The organism is Runella sp. SP2 (assembly GCF_003711225.1).
Taxonomy (GTDB): Bacteria; Bacteroidota; Bacteroidia; order Cytophagales; family Spirosomataceae; genus Runella.
In genome coordinates, this window is the sequence record NZ_CP031030.1 from 1,986,716 (window position 1) to 2,011,741 (window position 25,026).

At 44.2% G+C, this 25,026-nt stretch carries 13 protein-coding genes; 6 read left to right on the top strand and 7 right to left on the bottom strand.

Annotated elements, in window-relative coordinates:
* The first annotated feature begins 47 nt into the window (after positions 1-47).
* Positions 48-4,892: a T9SS type A sorting domain-containing protein gene (locus DTQ70_RS08390; RefSeq protein WP_164489926.1), complete on the top strand. Its 4,845-nt coding sequence runs from the start codon at positions 48-50 to the stop codon at positions 4,890-4,892.
* Between the two features lie 88 nt (positions 4,893-4,980).
* Here the strand turns inward: DTQ70_RS08390 and DTQ70_RS08395 are convergent, their stop codons facing one another.
* The 6 genes from DTQ70_RS08395 to DTQ70_RS08420 form a co-directional block, all read right to left on the bottom strand.
* Positions 4,981-7,578, bottom strand: a complete 2,598-nt coding sequence (locus DTQ70_RS08395; protein ID WP_122930398.1) for a penicillin-binding protein 1A — start codon at positions 7,576-7,578, stop codon at positions 4,981-4,983.
* A 79-nt stretch (positions 7,579-7,657) separates the two neighbouring features.
* A complete protein-coding gene (locus DTQ70_RS08400; RefSeq protein WP_122930399.1) occupies positions 7,658-8,533 on the bottom strand; it encodes a transglutaminase family protein in 876 nt (291 codons plus the stop codon).
* Positions 8,523-11,090, bottom strand: coding sequence for a circularly permuted type 2 ATP-grasp protein (locus DTQ70_RS08405; protein ID WP_122930400.1), 2,568 nt, complete (start codon positions 11,088-11,090; stop codon positions 8,523-8,525). The genes DTQ70_RS08400 and DTQ70_RS08405 overlap by 11 nt, the downstream gene beginning before the upstream one ends.
* A gap of 29 nt (positions 11,091-11,119) precedes the next feature.
* Positions 11,120-14,521: a DUF2126 domain-containing protein gene (locus tag DTQ70_RS08410; protein WP_122930401.1), complete on the bottom strand. Its 3,402-nt coding sequence runs from the start codon at positions 14,519-14,521 to the stop codon at positions 11,120-11,122.
* Positions 14,522-14,680: 159 nt separating this feature from the next.
* Complete coding sequence (locus tag DTQ70_RS08415; protein WP_122930402.1) at positions 14,681-15,382, bottom strand: LytTR family DNA-binding domain-containing protein; 702 nt, start codon at positions 15,380-15,382, stop codon at positions 14,681-14,683.
* 75 nt (positions 15,383-15,457) lie between these two features.
* Entirely contained in the window at positions 15,458-16,486 is a 1,029-nt protein-coding gene (locus tag DTQ70_RS08420; RefSeq protein WP_164489927.1) for a sensor histidine kinase, read from the bottom strand.
* A gap of 250 nt (positions 16,487-16,736) precedes the next feature.
* Here DTQ70_RS08420 and DTQ70_RS08425 point away from each other — a divergent pair, with 250 nt between their 5' ends.
* Both DTQ70_RS08425 and DTQ70_RS08430 read left to right on the top strand, forming a co-directional pair.
* Positions 16,737-19,181: a TonB-dependent receptor gene (locus DTQ70_RS08425; protein ID WP_122930404.1), complete on the top strand. Its 2,445-nt coding sequence runs from the start codon at positions 16,737-16,739 to the stop codon at positions 19,179-19,181.
* A 75-nt stretch (positions 19,182-19,256) separates the two neighbouring features.
* Positions 19,257-19,892 (top strand): response regulator transcription factor, encoded by a 636-nt coding sequence (locus DTQ70_RS08430; protein ID WP_122930405.1) that lies wholly within the window; start codon positions 19,257-19,259, stop codon positions 19,890-19,892.
* Here the strand turns inward: DTQ70_RS08430 and DTQ70_RS08435 are convergent.
* Positions 19,870-21,555: a histidine kinase gene (locus DTQ70_RS08435; RefSeq protein ID WP_164489928.1), complete on the bottom strand. Its 1,686-nt coding sequence runs from the start codon at positions 21,553-21,555 to the stop codon at positions 19,870-19,872. The two genes, DTQ70_RS08430 and DTQ70_RS08435, sit on opposite strands and share 23 nt — an antisense overlap.
* A 643-nt stretch (positions 21,556-22,198) precedes the next feature.
* Between DTQ70_RS08435 and DTQ70_RS08440 the strand changes: the two genes are divergently transcribed.
* Genes DTQ70_RS08440 through DTQ70_RS08450 form a run of 3 tightly spaced genes read left to right on the top strand, consistent with a single transcriptional unit; the run spans position 22,199 to position 25,016 of the window.
* A complete protein-coding gene (locus DTQ70_RS08440) occupies positions 22,199-22,399 on the top strand; it encodes a response regulator transcription factor (protein ID WP_206019655.1) in 201 nt (66 codons plus the stop codon).
* Positions 22,400-22,414: 15 nt separating this feature from the next.
* Positions 22,415-23,845 carry a tail fiber domain-containing protein gene (locus DTQ70_RS08445; RefSeq protein ID WP_122930407.1) on the top strand — a complete coding sequence of 477 codons (1,431 nt, stop codon included), beginning with the start codon at positions 22,415-22,417 and terminating at the stop codon, positions 23,843-23,845.
* Between the two features lie 16 nt (positions 23,846-23,861).
* Positions 23,862-25,016, top strand: coding sequence for a tail fiber domain-containing protein (locus DTQ70_RS08450; protein WP_122930408.1), 1,155 nt, complete (start codon positions 23,862-23,864; stop codon positions 25,014-25,016).
* The last annotated feature ends 10 nt before the right edge of the window (positions 25,017-25,026 follow it).

The following is a 25,026-nucleotide window of genomic DNA, read 5'->3' on the forward strand; positions in this document are numbered from 1 at the left end:
AAATCCCCAAATGTCAAATGTCTATTTCTAAACAACGCCTTCTGTATATGCTTGTCTTGCTCTGTTGGGCAGCTGGTCAAGCGTGGTCTGCTCCCAACAAATCGCGCCGAAAGGTTTCATTAAAGGAACAAAACGGTACCTATACGCTCAAAGGAAACGAAGTCAAAGTTTCTAATAATGAGCCTTGGGCTTTGATTGCTCCCACTGCGGGCGGTACGATTGTACCCGAAACTTTCGGAGTCATTTCGGTCAAAAAAATGACGAATCCACCAGTTTTGGATGTTTATGTGTGGTCAGGTGCTATTAGTACCGATTGGCATACGGCAGGCAACTGGCTGGTGAATAGTGCCGTGGCTACGGGTACACCAAATTTTGGTTTTTTGATAGGTAACCATGTCCAAATTCCAGTCGTTGGAAATGGACGATATCCAGTGGTGACAGCCAACGCGGGCGCACGTTCTCTTACGATTGCCGCGGGCGCGAGTGTCACTGTGGCCAGCGGCGGAAAACTACGGGTTTCAGGGAGTGACGTCGATGGTGTTACCAACGGAGGAACATTTACCAACAATGGCACAACCGAGCTGGATTCTGCTTTTCGTGACGGATTTATTAACCAAGCGGGAGCGTCGTTAGTAAACACTGCTACTTTTTCGGTCGCCAAGGGTACAGGAAGTCGTCTTAAAAATTCGAGTACGATTACTAACTCAGGTACTTTCAATGTCTTTGGAGGGTTGTCGTTGGGCTTCTATAATTATTCGGGGGCTAAGTTGTTGAACACAACCTCAGCGGCCGTTTTTAACGTCGAAAGTGCCAAAAACGGCGGGGTTTCTAATGAAGGAAAAATTGACAATGCAGGTACGTTGATTGTGAAGTCTGGAGATACGGGCCCGCAGTTTATCAATGCCGATTCAGTGATAAATAGGGTAGGGGCAACGTTTGAAGTAAAAGAGCATCAAGATGGGATTTTGCTTGACAATAAAAAATACCTGCTCAATGAAGGCACATTTAGGGTGAAGAGTGGAGGAAATAAGGGAGGGGTTTATAACCGAAATGGTGCGAAATTGCTGAATACGGCTACAGGGAGCTTTTGGATTACTGGTACCACAACAACCAATCTAAGAAATGAGGGAGTCATTGAAAATAACAATTTGTTTGAGACAAGTTATAACGCCGATAGCGCTGTCGTAAACAATGCCACAGGGAGTATCACTAATAATGGAATATGGACAGTGCAGGGGAGTCAATTTGCGATAGTCAACCAAGGAGCTATATCGCTGGGTGGTTCGGCAACCTTTGATATTTCAGCAACTGGTGGCTCGGCCATAAAGAACCTAAACACCTTTATGACCTCCACAGGTTGTACCTTAAAAATTTCATCGGCTTCTTCTTCCATTCTCAATGAACTCAATGCACTTTTTGTAAATAACTGTAGTACCTCGTTTAAATACTTAGGAGGACCGCTTATGCTTAATAAGGGGCGCTTTACTCATTTGAATGGTTCTATTTCAGCGGAAGCGTTTACCTCTTTTATCAAAAACGAGAAGTACATGAGTATCAATGTCCCAGTAACTTTTGGAAGTTTTGGGACTACTGCCAGTGGAGCTTTTGATAATAGCGATACGCTTATCGTGGGTTCAGCTCTTGCTAGGGCATGGTTTAATACCAATTTTTTTATAAAAAATTCGGGTTACATGACGATTGATGGGGCACATAATGTGAACCAAGTAGGAAATGTAATTGAAAATTCTGGTAAGTTAATTTTGCCTAGCACATTCAGCATTAATGCTTTCTTTATTGGGTCACCAATCATTAATTCAGGTACGATTCAGAATGATGCTTCTTTGGTTTTTTCTAATTTTGGTAGCCCATTGCTAAACAATACAGGAACGTTTAATAACAACGGCCGAGTGGAAGGTGGGCGTCATCAAATTGGTATTAACAATAATGGTGGTACTATCGTCAATGCTGGAGTTATAGAAATCGATACTGTGGGATCAAAGGGAATTGATCAATTTGGAACAAACCCAACGTTTACCAACACCGCTACTGGAAAAATTCTCCTTGATATGATAACTACCGATGGGATAGGTATCTCAACTGGAACTTTTACCAATAATGGCGAAATTCTCATTGCCCAAACCGATAGCTTAGCCTTCAATGGGATTAATAACGCGGCTACTTTTATCAACAATAAATTGATTCGGATTGGCAAGGCTGGACAAAAAGGAATTTTAAATACAGGAACGTTTACCAATGCGCCCAATTCGCAAATCTTTATTACGATGGCGCTGAGGGCTGCAAGTAGTACGGCGAAAGGGATTGATAACCAAGGGACGTTTACCAATCAAACCTGTGCGACGATAGAATCAAGACCCGCTATTGTTAATACTTCTGGTACGTTTAACAATGAGGGGGCTATTACCAAACAAGAAGATGGTTTTACGGCGGTGAGTAATATTTCTAATAATACGGGAACAATTACCAACCAAGACTCCGATGCGTTTAATGTCGCGGGTACCAATACAACGTTTGTGTTTGCGATGACGAGTAGCAATGCAGCAATGTGTGTAGGCGAAACCCGTACCCTTACTACTTCAGCAAGTGGTGCAGTAACGTTCTCTGTAACTGGTCCAGCTACTTTATCGGGAAATACATTAACGGTTACTGGAGGGGGAGATATTACGATTACCGCAATCTATGCGCTTAATCCTAGCTGTTCGTTTACAGTTACTCAAACCATTACGGGCAAAGCCTTGCCAAACGCAGGAACGATTTCTCCATTGTCAGTTTGTGCTGGTAATACCATAACGCTTACTTCCAATGGTTTAGGGGGTGGTAGTTGGAGCGGAAATAATAACGCAGTAGCAACCGTTAATCCTACTACGGGTCAACTTACAGGCGTAAGTGCGGGTTTTGTTCAAGTTACTTATTTGGTAAGTAATAACGGTTGTTCAACTTCTACGACAACGACAGTTCAAGTAAAAGCATTGCCTACGCTTACAGTAACAGGAGGGCTGGTACCTAGCAGCCGCTGTCCTGTGTTAGAGCCAGTTTCTATGTATTCAACGGTAAGCTGTGGGACTGATAAAACAGCGATGTGGTACGATGCTCCAACGGGTGGCAGTACAGTGTTGGTGCCAAATCAGACACCTTTGGTGACAAAAGATTACTATGTAGCGTGTAAAGACGTCTTGACGGGTTGTGAAAGTGCTGAACGCGCAAAAATTACTTTTACAGCTTTACCAGTGGGAAGTACACCAACAAACGTTAGCTTAACGGCTGATGGACAAACAGTTCCAGTTGGACAATCGGCTAGTTTTTGTGATTTGGTAGGTGGAGAGATTACGTTTTCTAGCGCTTGTCCAAGTGGCCAACAGCTATTGATTTCGGTCGATGGTGCTGAATATTCGGCAACAATTCCAACCCAAATGGTGGATGGAAACAATCACAATTATCGGGTACGTTGCCAAGCAGGGACAGGTATTGAAGCCTGTCTAGGACCAGAGTCTGGTGCTATGACGCTGAGAATTTACCCAGCCCTCCCAAAGCCAACTGCTACAATTTCACCTTTAAGTATTTGTAGCTCAAGTGCATCTGTGCCGTTTTTATCAAATGCCAGTTGCGGAAATACCGTGACAATTTGGTACAATGCAGCAACGAACCAACCTGTAAACTTACCAAGTCAAACGCCAACAACGACCTCTTCGTACTACGTTAAATGCCAAAGTGCGGGTGGGTGTATGAGTGAAGCCAGTGATGTGGTTACTTTCACTGTTTATCAAGCAGGCGTAGCTCCAGTAGTGTCAGTGATTGGCGATGATAACCTATGTGCTGGCCAAACAGCTCGTTTGACAACCAATTGCCCTGCTGGCTCAACAGTGGTTTGGAATACGAGCGTAAACGGAGCTACACTTGAAGTAAGTTCTGCCACTATCTCAACGGCGTCATACAGCGCCAAATGTGTTTTGACGGGTGGTTGTGAGACACCAATGAGTGCTCCTAAGGTAATCAATTGGAGGGCATTTAGTCTGACTGTCTATAACGTTGGAAGTTCACAATCGGGTGTGAAGTCGGGAGCTGTGGTTACGAAATCGGATTGGAGTGCCAATTTTATCACACCAGATGCTGGACCAAGCCTTGAGAAAAGCACCCAAAACAACCCAACGGTTTACTACGTAGAAAATGTAAACAAAATTGCTCCTCGGTACTGGACGATAGAAGTAGAAACCTGTAATTTAGGCACTGACGGCTCAATAACGTATAATATGTCGGCGGCTCCCGAAACGGGCGTGGTGCGTTCGTACAATACCCACGAAAACAACGCTCCTTATTTTATGTACGCCAACCGTGATGGTTTCCGTGAACTTTACGCACAAAACCACCCTGCTTATGGGTTCTATCTTGACAATGGTAGCGGCGGAAATGTCTATGATGTAGGCTTACCCAAAGGTTCATACAAACTTGGTATTCGCTACTGGGATATGAAAGGATGGGGAAGTATTTACCCTTCTACTCGTCAGGCGCAGGGAAATGTGCTTGCCTATCAGGAATTCTGGTTTAGAATCCAATCAAAAGATGGTATTGGAGTAGGTGCTGCAAGAGAAGCGGCTGAAAGCTTGGCGACAGTAGAACAAAATGAACTCGCCGAAATCGCTCCCAACCCTGTTTCACAGACGCTTTACTTGAAGGTGAAAAATGTGAAAGGTGTTTCGGTGAACTTAGATTTGATGGATATTTCTGGTCGCAAAGTGCTTGGACGCTCGTTTGTCCCTGAATCTAACCAACACCAAGAGGAGTTTGACGTGAGTCAAATGGTCAATGGGATGTATTTCTTACGGATCAATGCTGGCGCTAAGCAAACAACCTTGAAGGTGCTAAAAATGAGTAAGTAATATTGGTCGCTCTGCTATAATAAAACCCCGTTTAACCTTAAAGTTAAACGGGGTTTTTGCATTATTGGATATTATCTGAGGTCGATTATCAACGAGAATTTGTCGTGTCCACGGGCACTTGAGGATCGTGATCACTATCATCAAATGTGGGTAGCATATCCAACGTATCATTCACCACGCTAGTCGAGTCAGCAATGGTTTCAATCGGGGAAGATGGTGCACAATCACGGTAACTTTTCAGGATGGCGATGGTTGGTTTGGGGAATGGTCCACGAACATAGCCAATATTAGGGTCATCATAGACTTTTTCTAAAAACCGTCCCACTAACGGAAGGGCTGTTTTGGCTCCTTCGCCCAGGTTCGTACTGCGGAAGTGGATGCTTCGGTCGTCGCCGCCTACCCATGCGCCTACCACAAGGTCTTTGGTGACACCCATAAACCAGCCATCAGAGTTGTTGGAAGTGGTTCCTGTTTTACCACCGATTTCAAATCCTTTTTTGAATAAACTACCGAAAGTCCACATATTTTGGGAAGTGCCCCCTGGTTCTTCAATACCGCCTTTGAGCATGTGAACCATCAAAAATGCCGATTCTTCGCTGATAACTTGCTTACTTTTCGGGGCAAAACTTGCAATTTCACTGCCATTGGAATCTAAAATACGAGCCACCACGATAGGGTCTGTATGTTTGCCGTGATTAGGAAAAACGCTGTAGGCAGTTACCATGTCGAAAAGTGAAACGTCAAAAGGGCCAAGTCCAATAGAAGCCACGGGCTTTAGTGCGGTGGTTATTCCTAGTTTTTGGGCATATTTAACAACGGCCTGTGCCCCAATTCGATTGGTCAAATGCGCAGTAACGGAGTTAATGGAGCGAGCCAATGCCCTACGAAGCGTCAGTTCTTGGTAAGTAAAACCACCCGTAGAGTTTTTGGGGCGCCAAATGCGGGTCGTGTCTTTACCTTTGACTTTCTCCCGAACTTCAATCTCAAACGGTTCGTCTTTCATTTTATCACAAGGAGAAAGATTAAAGGCCGAGCTGTCGATGGCAGCGCAGTAAACAAACGGTTTGAAAGTTGAACCTGGTTGGCGTTTCCCTTGCTGAACGGCATCGTACTTGAAAAATTTGTAATTTAAACCTCCCACCCAGGCTTTTACTTGACCTGTGTAAGGATCCATGGCCATCATGCCCGCCCGTAAAATGCGTTTGTAGTAATTGAGCGAATCTATCGAGCTCATCACGACCTTTTTATCCCGTCCTGTTTTCCAATCATAAATGGTCATGGTATCTTTTTTATTCATATAATACCAGATGGAATCCTGACGGACGGTCGAGTCTAATTTGGCAAAACGTTTGGAAAGGGCTTTGTAACGATCAGTACGCTTGGCTACATCCGTGAGGAAGTTGGGGATTTCTACCCCTTTTTCGTCGCGCCAAGGATTTTGGTTTAACCAGTGATTTTCAAACGTTTGTTGGAGCATTTTCATCCGTTCAAACGTAGCTTCCACGGCGTATTTCTGCATCCGTGAGTCTATCGTGGTGTAGATTTTAAGGCCATCTTTATAAGGGTCGTAGTCGTTTTCTTCCCCCCATTTTTCCATAAAATCTTCCACACTTCCGTTGAAATACTGATAAATCGCGTATTCGTTATTTTCGTCGTTAAAGCGCTCAGGAGTAAGTTTGAGGTCAATCGGCGATTTAGACAAGGAATCCACCGTGGCCTGTTTTAAGTACCCGTATTTCACCATCTGATTCATCACTGTATTCCGACGAATAAGAGAACGATCATAGTTTTTAACGGGGTTGTAAAGGGTTGTTCCTTTTTGAAGCCCCACCAACACAGCAGCCTCTTGAATAGTCAGGTTGTATGGCCCTTTATCGAAATAAAAACGAGCGGCTGTTTTAATTCCGTAGGTATTGTTTCCGTAGTCAACGGTGTTAAAGTACATCGTCAAAATTTCCTCTTTGGAAAAATTTCGTTCGAGCCGAATGGCCGTCAACCACTCTTTAGTTTTGTACAATACCGTTCTAATCAGAGGAATATTGCCAAGTAACCCCCGTGCTGACTTACGGCGCGTGCGAAAAAGCTTTTTGGCCAACTGTTGGGTAATGGTACTACCGCCTCCGCGTTCTCCGCCTTTTAAAATCCCGACGGCAACCCCAAAAAGTGCGCGGGAGTCAATGCCCGAGTGCTCATAAAAACGAGCATCTTCTGTCGCAATGAGTGCCTTAACAAGGTAAGGGGACAAACTATCGAAATCTACGGGAGTCCGATTTTCGGTATATAATTTCCCGATAAGTTTCCCGTCTGCCGAATAAATCTCCGAAGCCTGCGCTACTTTTGGGTTTTGTAGTTCTTCGACACTCGGCATACTTCCGCAGAGCCATAAGAAGTTTGTTTCTACACAAAAAATGTAAAAAACAAAAGCGCCTAATCCGTAAATAAATGTTTTCCAGGCGGTTACGACGGGTTTGTAGTAGGGTGAATTAACGTCAACGCGTGCGTAGTAGTAATCCCAGAGTCGTTTTGTAAGCTGTTGGTATTGGTTGGTCCATTCGTTGAGACGATCGAGTCCCACGATTTTGGCGAGCAGTTGGTACAGCAAAGCTCCGAGCCATTTTCCGAATTTTCGAAAAGGTGTGGTGATTTTCTGCCAAAGTGCTCCTATTTTCTCCAAAAAATCCTGCATATCTGATATTCTGAATGAGTTTTGGGGTCAAAGATAGGGTTATTGGGATAAATCAAAAAATGATGTTTGACCCAATTATTTATCGACCTTTTGGAATGACATCAACGGCTACGGATAATGTGTGCCGTCCTGAACTAAAAATAATACCTTTGAGGGGAGCAATGTCGCTGTAATCGCGACCATAGGCTGTCACAATGTGGCGTTCTTGCGGAATCATGTCGTTGGTAGGGTCAAATTCGCACCAACCAAAAGGCGGAATATATACCGATACCCAAGCATGGGAAGCATCCGAGCCTTGGAGTTTCTTTTTGCCAGGAGGCGGTAGGGTTTCCAGATAACCGCTTACGTAACGCGCAGGAAAACCCATGCTTCGTAAACTGGCAATGGCCAAATGTGAAAAATCCTGACAAACACCTCGTTTTTCTTTGAGCACCGTTTGCAGGGGCGTTTGAACGGTCGTAAAATTAGAATCAAACTTAAATTCTGTAAAAATGGCGTGACAAAGGTCTTTGACGCAGGTGTAAAGCAGTTTGTTGGGCAAAAAAAAGCGTTGGGCAAAGGCGGTAATTTCGTCGTCCCAAGCAATAAAATAACTAGGAAGTAGGTACTGAAGCAAGTCCACCTTCAAGGCGCGTGTACCCCAAATATGTTCTTTGGCTGCTTGGCAGGTCATTGAAAGGGGCTCGTTGACGGGTTCTTTGGCAAAACTTTCTACATCGCTTTCGGCAACCACAATCAATTCTTTGTGGGCAACGTCAATTGAAAAATAATGGAGCGTATTACCAAAGTAGTCGGTTCGGGTGACTATCTCGGCTGGCGCAGGTGAAATCCGTAACTCAAAGTGGCGACAAATTTGCGCCTCAAGTTGGCGTGGTTGCAGGCATACCAAACTATGATAGGTAGAGACAGACCCAAAATAGTTGTACTTGGTTCGGTGGGTAAGTTTATACCTCATTAGTAGCGTCGTTTACAGATTTTTCTACCAAGACAGACTGAATAAAGGTATGGGTAAAATAGGTGTCGGTGAGACTCACCGTGACTGAGGAGATGAGGTTGGCCACGCGCGACAAAAGCTGGTCAAAATCTTTTCGGAAAGGCTTGTTAGGTGAACCCAAAACAAGCCGAGAAACATCCGCCATTTTCATTTGTGTTGCTGCTTCTAATACAGCTTTCTCCGCTTTGTTTAAACGGATAGTTGGCGAAACTTTGGGTAGTTGGGCCAGACATTTTGCCAACAAATCAAGTTGGTAGGCAATCGAATACGGAATTTTGTCGTCCATCAACACCATATCAAGCATGGTTTCGAGGTTAAAACTACTTTTGTACAGCTGACGGTAATGTACCAATAAGTAATGATTGGTCAATACGGCTTCAATCAGTTCGTTTTCGGTATTAACGTCATTTTTGAAACTAAAACATGAACGTAATACACTTATTTTGGCCAAAAGCCGCTCTACCAACTTGCCTGCTTCAAAGAGGTGGTAGGCATGGTCGCGGGGCATAGATTCAGAGAGGGTTCCGTAAAAGGTAAAAACCCTTCCGTGGAGCTTGTCCAATAAATTTTGGACGGAATTGTGGTTATGAATGTCCAAGCTCTTGGTTTTCTTCAAGCTGTTTTCCAACAGCGTTATGACCCGACGTGTATCATGATTCCAGCGGTCGCTTACGGCCAATGCACTGTTTAAAAACGACTGGACGTTGGAGGCGACTGTCCCCAATTTTTGACTGTTTTTTACCAATTCACCAAGCTCAAGATAGGGGTTATCTCGGATTTGCTCATTTTTTTCGTCCGTAAATCCTGGGTAGGAAAGGGTAAGATGCGTGGTCGATTTGAGCAAGATGTCAATGTATTCCAACTTAAACGACCCGCGAAAGTCCACGTTCTCGTTGATGGCACTGATTACAATCCGAAGAAACTTCGTTAGCGACATGGTTCGCTCGGCATAACGCCCTGCCCAAAATAAATTTTCGGCACTTCGGCTGGGCAAAGTACTGTGTGGCGTAGCCGTATTTTTGACCGTGTTGGTCATTCGACTTGGTGTTTCGGCCACCGTATCCGAAACAATCCACGTATCTTTTGAAATTCCGCCGTATTGATTAGAAATGACGTAGCGGTCTTTTTCGGCCGAACTTCGCGTCAGGCCTCCTTGCAACATGCAATAATCGGAGCCGTTGGATACCATGTAAGCCCGCAAAGAGGCCAAACGGGGTTCTATTTTTCCATTGACCAACGACGGCGTCGTGGACAAGCTTACCTCCTCCTGCGCCACGTATTCGTGGGGCGTTTTAAGGATTTCGAGTCGGAGCTGCGTTAATTCTTCTTTGGACAATGTTTTGCCATAAACCGACCGAAATTTTTGTTTTCGATTGGCTTTTTTGATGATAAGTCGGTGCAAATTGTCCAACACATACCCTAGTTCCTTCTGCTGCCCACACCACCAAGTGGCAATGGAGGGCATGAGAAGGTCTTGTTGTAAGAAAAACTTGGAACAAGACTGCATAAAGGACAACAAAGCGCTGTTTTCAAGCGCACTGACGCCTGGAGGGTTGATAACAGCCACTTTCCCCGAACGAATCGAATGTAGCAAACCTGGCACACCAAGTCGAGAATCTTCGCGGAGTTCGAGGGGGTCAGACCAATCATCATCAACCCGCCGAATGATGACATCCACTTTTTCCAGCCCTTCCAAAGATTTTAACCACACGTAGCCATCCCGCACCACCAAGTCATCACCTTGTGCCAAAGTATAGCCAAGGTAAGAGGCCAAATAGGCATGTTCAAAGTACGTTTCATTGTTTGGCCCAGGGGTAAGATACACCACATTGGGATTCTCTTTGGTGTGAGGAGCGAGGCTGAGAATCGTTTGGTGAATGGTATTAAAAAAAGGAAATAATCGTCCAACGTACATCCCTTCCGTGAGTTCGGGAAGGAGCTTGCTCATAATTCGGCGGTTTTCGAGGGCATAGCCAGCCCCAGAAGGCGCTTGGGTACGGTTGTCAACCAGCCACATACGGCGGTCGGGGCCCCGTGCGAGGTCGGCTGCGTAGAGTAACAGCTGGTTTTCGGAAGGAAGTTTTACGTCAAAACAAGGGCGGAAAAATCCTGTGTTGTCAAAAATAAGCTCGGGCGGAAGAATGCCTTCATGGACAAGGCGTTGCGGGCCATAAATGTCCCGCAGCACCAAGTCCAAGACCTGCGCTCGTTGTTTTAACCCGAGCGTAATTTGTTCCCATTCTTTTTGTTCGATTAAAAAGGGGATGGGGTCTAGTTGCCAAGGGTGATTGAGCCCATCGGCACTTTCATAGACATTGTACGTAACGCCATTTTCTCGTAACCTATTGATTATTTCTTGGTTACGATAGTCGAGTTCTTTTAACCCTATTTTTTCTAAAGATGCAAAAAGTTTGTTCCAATGTGGCTTCACCAGCCCATCGGCCCCAATGACTTCATCATACGTACTTATTTCGCGTCGATACGATTGGAGGAGGCTAGTTTGGGTATCAGTCAGCATCAAATAGGGTATTTAGAAAAACGTTTTTACTAACGCGCCCGCCAAAAACGGCGTAAGTCGAGCGTCGTTGGGTATTCAGGATTGATAAGTTCAATAGGGGTGTCAATTTTGAGGTCTTTTTTGTTTTCGGCCATAAAACGCGAAACCGAACCGCCTTGGTTTGTAATTACTTCGATAGCGTCTTGCTTGGCCGAAGGCGTATGCCCAAAATCCCAGAAACGACTAATTCGCCGCGATTCGGCCTCATAACTATTGACAGGGTAGGTATCGAAGCTGCGGCCGCCCGGGTGAGTGACAAAATACGTACAACCTCCCAGTACGCGGTTATTCCAAGTATCCACAATGTCGAATACCAAGGGGGCATCCACACCAACTGTAGGGTGCAGCGCCGACGGTGGGTTCCAGGCTTTGTAGCGAATCCCCGAGACGTACTCTCCCTTCACGCCTGTGCTGCGCAACGGCACACGGCAGCCATTACAAATCAGGATGTGACGTTCTTCCACAAAACCACTTACTTTGACTTGAAGGCGTTCGAGCGACGAATCGACAAAACGAGCCGTGCCAGCGCTAGAGAGTTCTTCACCCAAGACGTGCCAAGGCTCAATGCCAAGTCGCAAATCGAGCTGAATATTCCCGACAGAAATATTGCCATAATGCGGGAATCGGAACTCAAAGAAGGCATCAAACCACGAAATGTCGAAGTGATAGCCTGTGTCTTTTAAGTCATTGACGACATCCACCATGTCGAGATATGCAAAGTGTGGCAGCAAGAAGCGGTCGTGTAGCTCAGTGCCCCAGCGAATGAGTTTTTTCTTGTAAGGTTGTTTCCAAAATTTGGCAATCAACGCCCGCACCAAGAGGTTTTGCACCAAGTTCATGTGCTTGTGGGGAGGCATATCAAATGCCCTAAATTCGAGAATCCCCAGGCGGCCCGTAGAAGAGTCGGGCGAGTAAAGTTTGTCAATGCAAAATTCGGTACGGTGGGTATTGCCTGTGATGTCCACCAACAGGTTTCTAAATATCCTGTCCACCATCCAAAACGGAACGTCTTTGTTTTCTGGGATTTGGTCGAAAGCAATTTCAACTTCGTACAAACGCTCATCGCGGCCTTCGTCGAAACGTGGTGCTTGGCTAGTAGGGCCAATAAATGGCCCCGCAAACAAATAACTCAACGCGGGGTGATGCTGCCAGTAGGTAAGCAAACTACGCAGCAAATCTGGCCGACGAAGCACGGGGCTATCGGCAGGTTTGGCGCCACCAATGGTCACGTGGTTACCACCGCCCGTGCCTGTATGACGGCCGTCCACCATAAACTTGTCCGTACCAAGGCGTGCTAGAAAAGCTTCTTCGTAGAGGGCTGTTGTGTTGTCAACAAGTTCTTGCCAAGTTTTAGCGGGGTGAATATTCACTTCAATTACCCCAGGGTCAGGCGTAACCATCAATTTTTGGATACGGTAGTCCGAAGGCGGTGTATAGCCTTCAATTCGCACAGGCATTTGTAATTTCTCGGCCGTTACTTCTACCGAAGCAACCAAGTCGAGGTAGTGCTCCAAATAATCTGTTGGGGGTAAAAAAACGTAAATGATTCCATCCCTTTCTTCCACCGACAAGGCAGTGGTGAAAGTATTCAATTCAAAAAGAATGGATTTGTCCTCTTCATCTTCCGATTCGTTTTTGGAAGAGGTAGGTAATTGATAATCAGGCGCAATGGTTCCGTATCTTTTTTCGGCAGCGGCGTGGTGGGTTCCTAGGTCATCCAATTCCTCAAAAGGACTCCGTTCTACGATGGGCTCTTTTTTTTCTTTTGCAACCTTAGGCAAAGATTCTAAAGGCAAACGCAAACCAGCGGGAGAATTTCCAGGGATTAAAAAGACATGCTTCCTTCTAAATTCCCACAAACAGCTCGTCCAAGCGTTGGTTTCATACTGCCATTTGAGGGGTAATACGTAACCAGTAGGGTTGTTTAAGCCTTTTTCAAAAATTTTAGCCATTGTTTGCCGTTGAATCGAATCTTTCAGATTCACCTCAAGTGGGTCAAGATTCACGGGCAGTTTGCCTTCCTCTAACGCCCAATAAATCGGGTCTTCGTAAGTTGGCTTTAGATTTTGAGGATTGATTCCCAGGTATTTTGTTAGCTCTTGGGCAAAAATATGGGCATCTTCAAACGTATAATTTGTTTCATTTTCTTTGGCTACCAGCGCATCATTTTTCCAGATTGGCAACCCGTCGTTCCGCCAGTAAAGTGCATATTGCCAGCGTGGGAACAATTCACCTGGATACCACTTCCCTTGCCCAAAGTGCAACAAACCACCGTGGGCAAAGCGATTTTTTAAGCGCAAGGCCAAGTCGTACGCCAGCTTGCGCTTGAGTGGCCCGTCGGCGGCGGAATTCCATTCGGGCGACTCGTAATCGTCAATCGAAACAAAGGTAGGTTCGCCACCCATTGTGAGCCGTACGTCGCCGTCTTGTAAGTCTTTTTCGACAACATTTCCGACTTGCATAATGGCTTCCCATTGCGACTCGCTGTAGGGTTTAGTGACCCGTGGGTCTTCGTGAATCCGAAACACTTGGTTGTCAAATTCAAACGAAACCTCGCAAACGTCAGTGGCTCCCGTCACTGGAGCGGCGCTTGCAAAATCTGGCGTACAGCAAAGTGGTATGTGCCCTTCACTGGCAAACAGCCCCGAAGTAGGGTCTAGCCCAATCCAGCCTGCCCCAGGAATATAGGCTTCTACCCAAGCGTGCAAATCGGTAAAATCTTTTTCAGGCCCCGAGGGGCCATCTAGTGATTTAACATCAGAAGTCAACTGCACCAAATAGCCAGATACAAACCGCGCTGCAATTCCTAAATGACGAAGTACTTGCACGAACAACCAAGCCGAATCGCGGCATGAGCCGCTACGTTTGGTGAGGGTTTCTTCGCACGTTTGTACGCCAGGCTCCATGCGTACATTGTAAAACAAGTCGCTAAAAATCCGTTGATTGAGGTGTACCAAATAATCAACGGTATTGATATCGGTTGTGATTTTGTTTTTTTCAATCCAATCCATCAACAAAGGCCCTGTTTCGCGCGCTTCTAAGTACGGAATAAGCTCTTTACTAAGCAGCTCATCGTATTTGAACGGGAACTTGGTGGCATACTCTTCCACAAAAAAATCGAATGGGTTGATGACCTGCATTCGGGCAATGACCTCTACTTCGATGCTTAACTCAGTGGTTTTTTCGGGAAAAACAACCCGCGCTTGGTAGTTGCCAAAAGGGTCTTGTTGCCAATTGATAAAGTGGTTTTTTGGCGAAATTTTGAAAGAATACCCTTCGATGGGCGTCCGTGAGTGGGGCGCTGGCCGTAACCGAAATACGTGAGGAGAAAGGCTTACGCTACGGTCGAAGATGTACTTGGTTTTGTGGGAAATAGCAACTTTTATTGACATAGCCAGCAACGAAAAGTTAAGAAGTTAACAGTGGGTTGACAAGAAACCGTCGAAAGACGTTCTATGTAAAAAAAGCAAAAAATGTTGGATAAAATAAGCCCAGACCTGAAAAATTATACTTTTCCTTTGAGGAGTAATAAGCGACTGCAGGCCATTCATTCAAAGTCCGAGACTTTTTAGAAATCCTTCGCGGTAACTACTACCAATGGGCACCTCATGGGACTGGATAAAAACGCGATTTCCCTCGATGTGGGTGATTCTAGCTTTATTAATCAAAAACGAACGATGCACCCGTAAAAAATGCGTTGTCGGAAGTAATTCCTCAAAACTTGAAAAAGTCATACTTGGCAGCAGCGTATGTTGCGTAGTGACAACCTTCGTATAATTTCCCTGCGCTTCTGCAAACAGCAATTCGTCGTGCAGGATTTTGAAAATTTTTCCCTCTGCTTTTAGAAATAAATAATCTTCTTTTTTTTCAACGTTAATGGTTCCCCCATTGGGGGCTAGGGGGCTAAGTACTTTGTCCACTGCCACAATAAAGCGTTCGAGTGAGAAAGGTTTGAGCAAATAATCGCAGGCGGCTAGGTCAAAGGCATCAATCGCGTATTCTTTGTAGGCTGTGGTAAAAATAACCTGTGGTGGATGTTTGAGGGTTTTTAGAAAAGAAATGCCGTTCAAAATGGGCATATTGATGTCCAAAAAAAGAAGGTCAACTTGCTGGGTTTGTAAAATCGTTTTGGCTTCCAGCGCATTGCCCACCGAAGCCACGATGTGAAGCATCGGTAAATGACTGCAATACGCTTTGATGATTTCCCGCGCAATGGGCTCATCGTCAACAATCAAGCAATTGAGTTGGCGCATAATTGAATTAGGAAGTAAGAATTAGGAGGTAAGAAATCGAAAATTACTCATATCTCCTAACTCATCGCTCATCTCTCACTTCATCTTCAGTCGCAACATGATTTGATAAAAACCTTCTGCCTCTTCAATTCTTAACTCATGTTCATTAGGATAAAGCAATTCCAGTCGTTTTCTAATACTTACCAGACCAAATCCGCTGTGTTTGTCAATCATATTTTCGCCTTCTTGTGGCACACCAAATGAATTTTTTACTGAAAACAGAATTGAATCTGCCCAGGTTTTGAGCGTGATTTCTACAAAAATATGTTCGTCGGCGGTGTTTTTGGAGTGTTTAAAGGCATTTTCGATAAATACAATCAGCAACATGGGGGCGATTTTGATGTCGGGCCGAGAAAGTGACTCGAACGCGCTGGTAAGCATTAGCCGTTCGCCAATGCGTATTTTTTCAAAATCTATGTAATTGTTGATGTAGGTCAGTTCGTCCTTCAACGGGACAAATACTTCTTTGGTGTCATAGACCGAATACCGCAGTAAATCAGCCAGTTTTAATAAAAGTGGCGGGATTTTTTCGTGCTGGGTAATCGACAATCCGTACAGATTATTGAGCGTGTTGAACAAAAAATGGGGACTTAGCTGGGACTGTAGCAGCTGCAATTCACTCTTACTGTGGGCGGCCGACGTTTGGGCTTCGCGCAATTGAAATTGAACATTGTGCCTCACTACTTTAATCAAACCTCCCAAAAGCAGAGGGATAAATACGAGGGGAATCCAAAATAAAAATTTGATGAGCCGATTTCCTTGAAAAGGAAGAACAAATACCGCGATAATACACCCAATAATTAACAAAATCATCGCAATAATGTATTCATTATCAATGGTTTTGTTGGGGGAAATCCAGAGTTGAGAAAGATACCTTCCAGCAAATACACCTACTATAAATAAAAACGTAATGGCTGAGGCCGTGGCTTCATCTTCGTGGATTCCTACGTTTCTGACATAGACTTCAATCATCAAAAATAAAGGAACGCTGAACAGAAGCGATAGGTAAATATAGAGCTGTTTCCCGAAAAAAGAAGTTAGCCAGTGACTTTGTGGAGTACTCATGGGCGTACTGTTTACGTGTGTTGATTGAACTGGCAGCAAAGTTGAATAATTGGGGAAATGCAAGACTATTTTCAGGACGAACACTTCCAAAACGCTGACGGAAACCTGTTGGAAGACCACCAACCAGTTCGACATCCAAAATCAGTATTCTGTCAGACTTTTGGCAAGATACGACAGGTTTTTTTTAGCGCGCAAAACTGCCAACGCAAATTTGCTTCGTCAAAATTGACCAACGCTAAAAAACAACGACATGAAATCAGCAGCCATTTTGTTATTGACCTTTTTGTCATCTACACTTTTTGCCCAAACGGCTTCCAGAAACATCAGTGGTAGGGTAAAAGACACCCAAAATGAAACCATTCCTGGAGCTACAGTTAAACTTTTAAAAGCCTCGGATTCGACCATGATTTTGGGAGAAATTACCAATTCAGATGGTAAGTTTCAGTTCAATAAACTACCCAATGGTGCTTACCTATTGGCTATTACAGCCGTGGGGCAAAAGCCTTTTATGAGTACGATATTGACGTTGGATGATAGTCGAACTACCCTAGTATTGCCTATCATCGTGCTTTTACCTGCCAAAAACATTGAATTGAAAGAAGTGGTCGTCAAGGCCAAACGCCCGTTGATTGAACAAGATATTGATAAGACGATTGTCAACGTCGAATCTATGATTAGCAGCGCCACGAGTAACACGTTGGAAGTACTAGAAAAAACACCTGGGGTGACGATAGGAATGAATGGCGAGATTAGTCTCAATGGTAAAAGTGGCATTTTGGTGTTGATTGATGGTCGGGCTACGTACATGTCGGGGCAAGATTTGGCGGCGTACCTGAAATCACTGCCAGGGGGCTTATTGGATAAAATTGAATTGATGGACAATCCGTCATCAAAATACGATGCAGCAGGTAATGCCATCATTAATATTCGCCTGAAAAAGAACCGAGCAGGGGGCTTTATGGGGAACGTTTCAATGGCTTCCAGCCAAGGGGTGTATGGAAGAAATAATGGCTCTATGAACCTAAATTACAACCACAAAAAGCTGAATATATTTACCAACTTGGGCGTCAACCGTGAGAAAAACTACAACTTGGATGTATTTGACCGACGCTTCTACGCGGCGGAGGGGCAACAAGTTTCCAGCGTTGAGTTGCTTAACAATGCGGTTACGATTGCCAAAAGCCTGAATGGGATTTTGGGGTTAGATTATGCTGCAAATTCAAAAAATACGTACGGATTTTTGTTGAACTTAAATGGAGGGAGTCGCAGTTCAGTGACTGATTATCAAAGCAATAACTACAATGCTGCCCGCTTGCTTGATGCCGTAGGGGATGGGGTAACTGGCATTGCCGACAAAAGAAAAAATGTGGGTGGTAATCTTAACTTTCAGCATAAATTCAACTCCAAAGGACGCGAATTGATGGCGGATATAAACTACCTTAATTATCTTTCTAATGGCAATCAGCGTGTTCAGAATTTTAGTTACTGGCCCGAGGGTGCGTTGAACGATAGCGAAGAGTTTCTGTACCTCGTACCCATTAACATCAAAATCTATACCGCAAAAGTGGACTATGTTCATCCCTTGAAGAACAAAGGGAGTTGGGAGGCAGGTCTCAAATCGAGTGTGATTGATAACGACAATCGTTCGGACTATTTTGACGTCATTGGCTTAACCCAACGCATCGACAACACGAAATCGAATCATTTTATGTACCGCGAAAATATCCATGCGGCTTACGTAAATACCCGAAAAGAGTGGAAAAGGGTAGGTGTGCAGCTAGGGCTACGCGGCGAAACGACCCAAGCGTGGGGTAATCAACTGGGTAACGAAGCGGTGAAAGGAAGTACGTTTACCAAAAATTATACAAAGCTGTTTCCTGCGGTTTTTATCAATTATAAATTGGATAGTTTGAACAGAAATTCGTTGAATTTGAGCTTTACGCGTCGGATATATCACCCTGATTACCAGTCGTTTAATCCGTTTTTATTTTTTAGAGACCAATATTCTTATACCGCTGGTAATCCGTTGCTGTTGCCCCAATACCAAAACCGCGTTGAAGTGAAATTTCAACACAAGCATTGGCTACAAATGGGGGTGAGTTACAATCATTTTACCAACATTATTTTTCAAACGACAGAGGCGGTGGACACGATTTTTATTACTCGTCCCAACAACGTTGCGAAGGGTTCTATGCTGTTGCTGAACACTACGGTGTCTGCTTCGCCAGCCAAATGGTGGAATTTGATTTACACGTTGCGATTATCGAAACTGGGCCTCAATGGTATGAGTTATACCGAAAAATTGAATCTAACAGCTTACATCGCGCGGTTTGAGGTTTATAACCAATTTCGATTCGCCAAAGGATGGAGCGCCGACTTGTCAGGATATTATGCAAGTTCAGACCTAAACGGGCAAGCCTATACCGATGGAATGTACCGAGTATGGGTGGCGGCTCAGAAGAAAATTTGGAAAGACAAAGCCAGTATTCGTCTTACAATAGATGATGTATTTCACTCTTGGATACGCCACAATCGCTCGGTAGGAATCAAACAAGCTCAGTTTTTCCAGACCAATGAATCAGATACCCAGCGGATTGGTGTTGCTTTTACGTATCGTTTTGGAAAAGAGACCTTTGCCCGAAAGCGACGACACAACGACAATGCCGCCGACGATGAAAAAGGAAGGGTGCAGTAGCAATATTTGAAGACAGATGGCGGTCATAATCCAGTATTTTTTCTATTTTTGGATACTTATCCTTATTGTACCAAGATGCGAATTTTAATTGTGGACGACCATCTTATTTTTGGACAAAGTTTGGCGGCATTGCTTAGCGAAAGTGAAAATGTGGATGTCGTTGCTACGGTGGGAAGTGGTAGAGCAGCGCTACAAAAGCTTGCCTCCAACGAGGTAGATGTTGTGATTAGCGACTTGCAAATGCCCGAAATTGGGGGCGTAGAACTTGCCTTACAAATTAGAGAACACCATCCTCAGGTGAAAATAATGATTCTCTCAATGATTGACGAGGCGCACTTGATCAGGGAGGCACTTAGAGCTGGGGTACTGGGTTTTGGTTCAAAAACTATTGATAAATGGGAGCTCTCCAAGGCATTAGCGATGATTGAGAAAGGAGAGGTTTACCTTAGCTCTTCCGTGATTCAGGAGTTGAGCCGAACACCCGCCACGCACCATACTGAAGTAATCTCTAATACGTTAGTGCTTTCTGAACGTGAAATCGAAGTTTTGAAACTGGTAGCTCAAGAAATGAATACCAACGAAATTGCGGAAAAGCTTTTTGTGAGTGTCAATACCATTGAAACGCATCGAAAAAACCTACTGAAAAAACTGGGCGTCAAAAATTCAATTGGGCTGATAAAGTTTGCCATCAGGCATGGTTTAGTTGATTAAATTTAAGACTAATGACGGTTCCTTCCCCCTGCTGCGAACGAATCATTAGTTGATTGCCCAATATTCTAGCTCGCTCTTGTAGGTTTTGAAAGCCTACACCTTTTTCGGCGTTGGAGCCAAAGTCGAAGCCTTTGCCATTGTCACTGACCAACAGAAGCGAATGATGGGCCTGTTGGTGAAGTTCAATGAAGGCTTGGGTGGCCTGGGCGTGTTTGAGAATGTTGTTACAAAGTTCGAGAATGATGGCGTAGAGATGTACTTCCGTTTGTGGGTTGAGTCGCTGGGAAAAGCCGCTAATTTCTAATTTGAAATGCGTTTTACTACCCAAGTTTAGCTTACTTACCAGCCGCTCAAGGCTCGGAATAAGCCCGTGTTTTTCGAGTTCTTGCGGAAGTAAATTGTGAGAAAGGGAGCGGACTTGGGCGTTGGCGTCATCAATCATCGAGACGATTTCTCCGTAAATTGCTTTCTCTTGGGGGCGGAGCGAATTGGCATTGAGCGCGTTGGTTGTCATTTTAAGTGCGCCCAGTAGCCCGCCGAGGTTATCGTGCAATTCGGCCGCAACACGTTTGCGTTCGGTAGTTTGGCCACGCAAAAGTGCTTCGGTTATTTCCTGGTTTTTGGTGGCTAATTGCACGTTTTTAAAAGAAAGGAGTCGGTTATACCAAAAAATCCCTCCTAAGAGTAAAACCAAAAGCCCCGTTCCAATCCAAAGGAAGTTTTGCGTGCGCTGTTGGAGCGCTAAACGGTGACTCAGTTCGCTGATTTCGAGTTCTTTTATTTTTCTAACTTGATTGTTTTGTATGCGTTGTGCTTGGGTTTTGAGCGACTGAGTTTCGAGCCTGTTCTTTAGTTCCATTTCAATGGTTTGGGCAGTGAGTGCATCTTGGGTAGCTTGGGCGCGCACCCTGTCGAGTTCCGCTTGCTTTTGCAACGCTACCAACTTCTGGGCTTCAATTTCTTGCGCCTGGCGGCTTCGCAGGGCTAATTGGTCAAGTTCGAATTGGTTTTGGAGGCTAATCGCCTCCGTCAGTTTTCGTCTTGTGAGTAGGCTATCAGTAATTCGATGGAACTCTTTGTAATTCATAAGTGCTTTTTCCCACTCATTTTTAGATTCAAATATTCCATAAAGTGCCTTGTAACCAAGTCTTTGTGTAACAAGTAGCCCGCCTGATGCTATGCTTTTTTGAGCATATTCTTGAGCTAAATCATGATGTTTAAGTAGGTGGTAGATGTTGGCCATCCATGCCCACACGTAACGTTTCTGATTGATATTGTTGATTTTCGTTGCTTCGATTTCTGCTTTAGCATAAAAATTGTTTGCCTTTTCGTACTCTTTTGTGTGATAATATAGCTCCCCCAAATCCGCGTACAAGTAGTAAAAAGATGTGGCACTATTCGTATTTTTAATTTGGTCAACAGCTGCTAACAAATTTTTTTCGCTTTCATCAAAACGTTTTATAATGCGATAAATATTACCAATTTGTTGAAGTACGTTGACATAGTGAAACTGAAATTTTTCTATATTAACTTTTTGATAGTCAGTCATATTTTCTAATTCATGCTTAACGTCCTGTAAGATTGTCAATGCTTTAGGATATTGCTCAAGCTTGATTAAAATTTCCCCCATAATTAGTTTAAATCTCCAAATTTCAATTTTCATGGTTGGGGCTTGGTCAATAAGCCGTAAAGCTTCGTGACAATACTCTAGTGCTTTAAGATAATTAGGAACAGTAATTTGATAATATAAAGCATTGGAGTAAAGCCCCTTTAGTTGGAAACTAGGCTGTTTTATTTGTCGAGCAAGCGTTATTAATTTATCAGTATAAAACAATACACTATCTCTTTTTCCTGATCTGTACCTATACATTGTAGCCAAATAGGACAGAGCTTCAAGTTTTGATATATCGGTTACTGGACTACTTTTTTTTGAAACAGTATTTCTCAAGAACTCTTTACCTATATTTATAAGACTATCTACATAATCGACATTTGACCGTCGGTCGAGGTTAATGTTGGGCAAAGTACTGTTTTGGCCGTTGGCAGCCAGAAAGACAAGCCCTAGCAGTAGGATGAGCATTAAGTACTTCATAGAAGTAATAGCCATGATAAATGTGGTGCCTAAAATACAGAAATACGTAATTCAATACAATTAAGCTGCCTGATAATTAAAGTTTTACGTGAAAATACGTATTTATACCTGCTTCCCAAATCACGGAAAACCGTGAGCAAAAATCACGGTTTTCCGTGAAACCCCTTTCGCCTTCTTATTCTGATTTTTGTGGTGTTTAAAACTCACTATCTCAATGGCGTCGATAACCGTTACTCCCCGTGAGGGAGAAGTTTTAAGACTTATTCAAGACGGACTCTCAACCTCCCAAATTGCGGAACAATTGTCGCTAAGTGTCAATACAATTGAGAGTCACCGCAAAAAATTGTACCGTAAACTGGGCGTAAGCCGAGTTGCAGAAGCGTTAAAAGTGGCTAAAAGTCAGGGAATTATATAACTAAAGTCAAGTTTTATGAAAAAATCATTTTTCCTTTACCCTATTTTCTTCCTCCTCACTGGGCTTGAAGTTGTGGCTCAATCCTCGGTTTTGATTGAGCCTAACGGAGCCAACGGAATCCTGTCAAAAAACAGTTCGGGTCTCACGGCAAGTAGTAATAACACCACGAATCCTCCCGTAGCTCCCGTTTCGGGGCAAGGTACACGTTTGATGTGGATACCGTCGCGGTCGGCTTTCAGGGTGGGAACAGCTGAATCGACTGAGTGGAATGCCTCTGAGATAGGGCTTTTTTCAATGGGTTTGGGTTACGGGACACTGGCTAAAGGTAAATATTCGATGGCCTTAGGTGCTTATTCGGGGGCCGACAAAGACTACGCGGTGGCAATGGGTAATAATGCCTACGCAAATGGTTTTAACTCACTGGCTTTTGGTAGTTCGACTCTTGCTACGGGGCATTATGCCACAGTCATGGGCGTAAGCAGCAGCGCCACTGGGAATACAGCTACAGCGATGGGACGTTTTACCAAGGCTCAGGGTTGGGCTGCTACGGCGTTGGGGGACAGTACGTTAGCCAGTGGGAATTCATCAACTGCAATGGGGTATGGAACTACTGCAAGTGGAGATCGTTCAACTGCCATCGGAGGCTTTAGTGTTGCAAGTGGTTTCAGGTCAGTTGCGGCAGGGGCGTATTCTAATGCAAGTGGTGAAAATGCGCTTGCCGCAGGTTGGCAGGCTGAGGCCAGTGGTTATACTGCTATTTCGTTGGGATATAATACAACCGCTGGTAATAATTATACCGTGGCGATAGGAGCTAGTTCATCTGCTACGGCCGTAAATGCTACTACAATAGGTTTTGGGAATCTTGCCAGCGGCGAAAATTCAACAGCAATGGGCTTCAATGCCTCGACAAGCGGCAGGCTTCGTTCGTTTGCCATCGGGGGGCATTCTTCCAATGCCACTCCCCAAGTCGCCAATACTGCCGACTACCAAATGATGATGGCATTTCACAACTACCGTTTTTGGACTCAAAACGGGGGCAAATACGTGGACTTTGGCCCTAATGGCGAAGTAACGGCCACGGGCGCGTACACCAACATATCTGACCGCCGTCTTAAAAAAGACCCCAAACCTTTGACCAACTCGCTTTCTAAACTGCTCAAAACGAATACATACCATTATTATTGGAAAAGCGACACCACCTCCAAAGATCTACAAACGGGGGTAATTGCCCAAGAAATCCGCGAACTTTTCCCCGAACTCGTCCACGAAGACGACAAGGGCATGCTCTCAGTCAATTACGTAGGTTTAGTGCCGCACCTCATTGAAGCGGTGAAGGAATTGAAAAAGGAGAATGAGGCAATGAAAATGGGAAACACCGAACTAATGGGGAGATTTTCAAAACTTGAAAGACAAATAGAATCCTTGATACACTCGACAACGAAGTAACGAAACACTCGCCAATATGAAGTTCAAACTAATTTTCTGCCTTTGTGTAGTTTCGGTAATTTCTCATGCACAAAGTGGCTTATTATCGCCAAGCGGTATCTCTTTTCCTGCTTTTACAACGAGTAGCCGACCCGCAGCCAATAGTGTAGGCATCGGGACAGTCTTATACAATACGACCGATAATACCCACCAATACAGCAATGGAAGTTCATGGTTGAATTTATCAGGTACAAACACCCTCCCAAGCGGCACAGCCAACCAAACGCTAAGAAACAATGGAAGTGGATGGATAGCCGATGGCTTGATGAAAAATGACGGAACAAAAATCCAAATAGGAAATTCCGTTGATTTTGGCTATGCTCTATTAAATGTTTATGCTAATAATAATGCTCCTGCAATTTTTGCACATTCAACAAATTTAGGAGACGGAGTTTCAGCTAACTCTGATTTTGGGAGAGCAGTTTATGGTGCCACAATTAGTGGTGTTGGTGTTGGGGGCTTTGCATCTGCACCTCAGGGTGTCGGGGTTTTCGGGTCTGCTCCTGATGGTATTGGCGTACAGGGATTTTCTCTCAATTCCTACGGAGGAATATTTGTAGGAAGATTACGGCTTAAAAAAAACAATTTCGGCGATGCTGGAATATTTTTCGATAATAGTTCAGGCAACAATGTCGGATATGTAGGTATGTTTGGCGATAATGAGTTGATGGTGTGGGGCAATGGCGTGGCTATCCAGCGTTGGAATGTAAATAATCTGGCTATTTGCCATGCGACATCTCCCACGATATGCTCTGATATTCGTTTGAAAAAAGATTTTCGCAATCTGTCCAATTCTTTGACTTCTATCAATCAGTTGAAAGGGTATCACTACTACCTCCGAAACGAAAAAAATAAAAACCTTCAAACGGGTTTTATTGCCCAAGAAATCCAAAAAATCTTCCCTGAATTGGTACAAACAGACACCGACGGTTATTTATCGGTTGATTATACGGGCTTGATTCCCCATTTAGTAGAGGCCGTGAAGGAGTTGAAAGCAGAAAATGAAAAGTGGAAAATGATGAACGAAGAATCAAGGGCGAGTAATAATGAATTGAGTGGGCGGTTGGGAAAACTTGAAGAGAGGCTTATCCAAATAGAAGTATTGCTTCAATCAAAAATAGGTGATAAATAATATCCCCGAA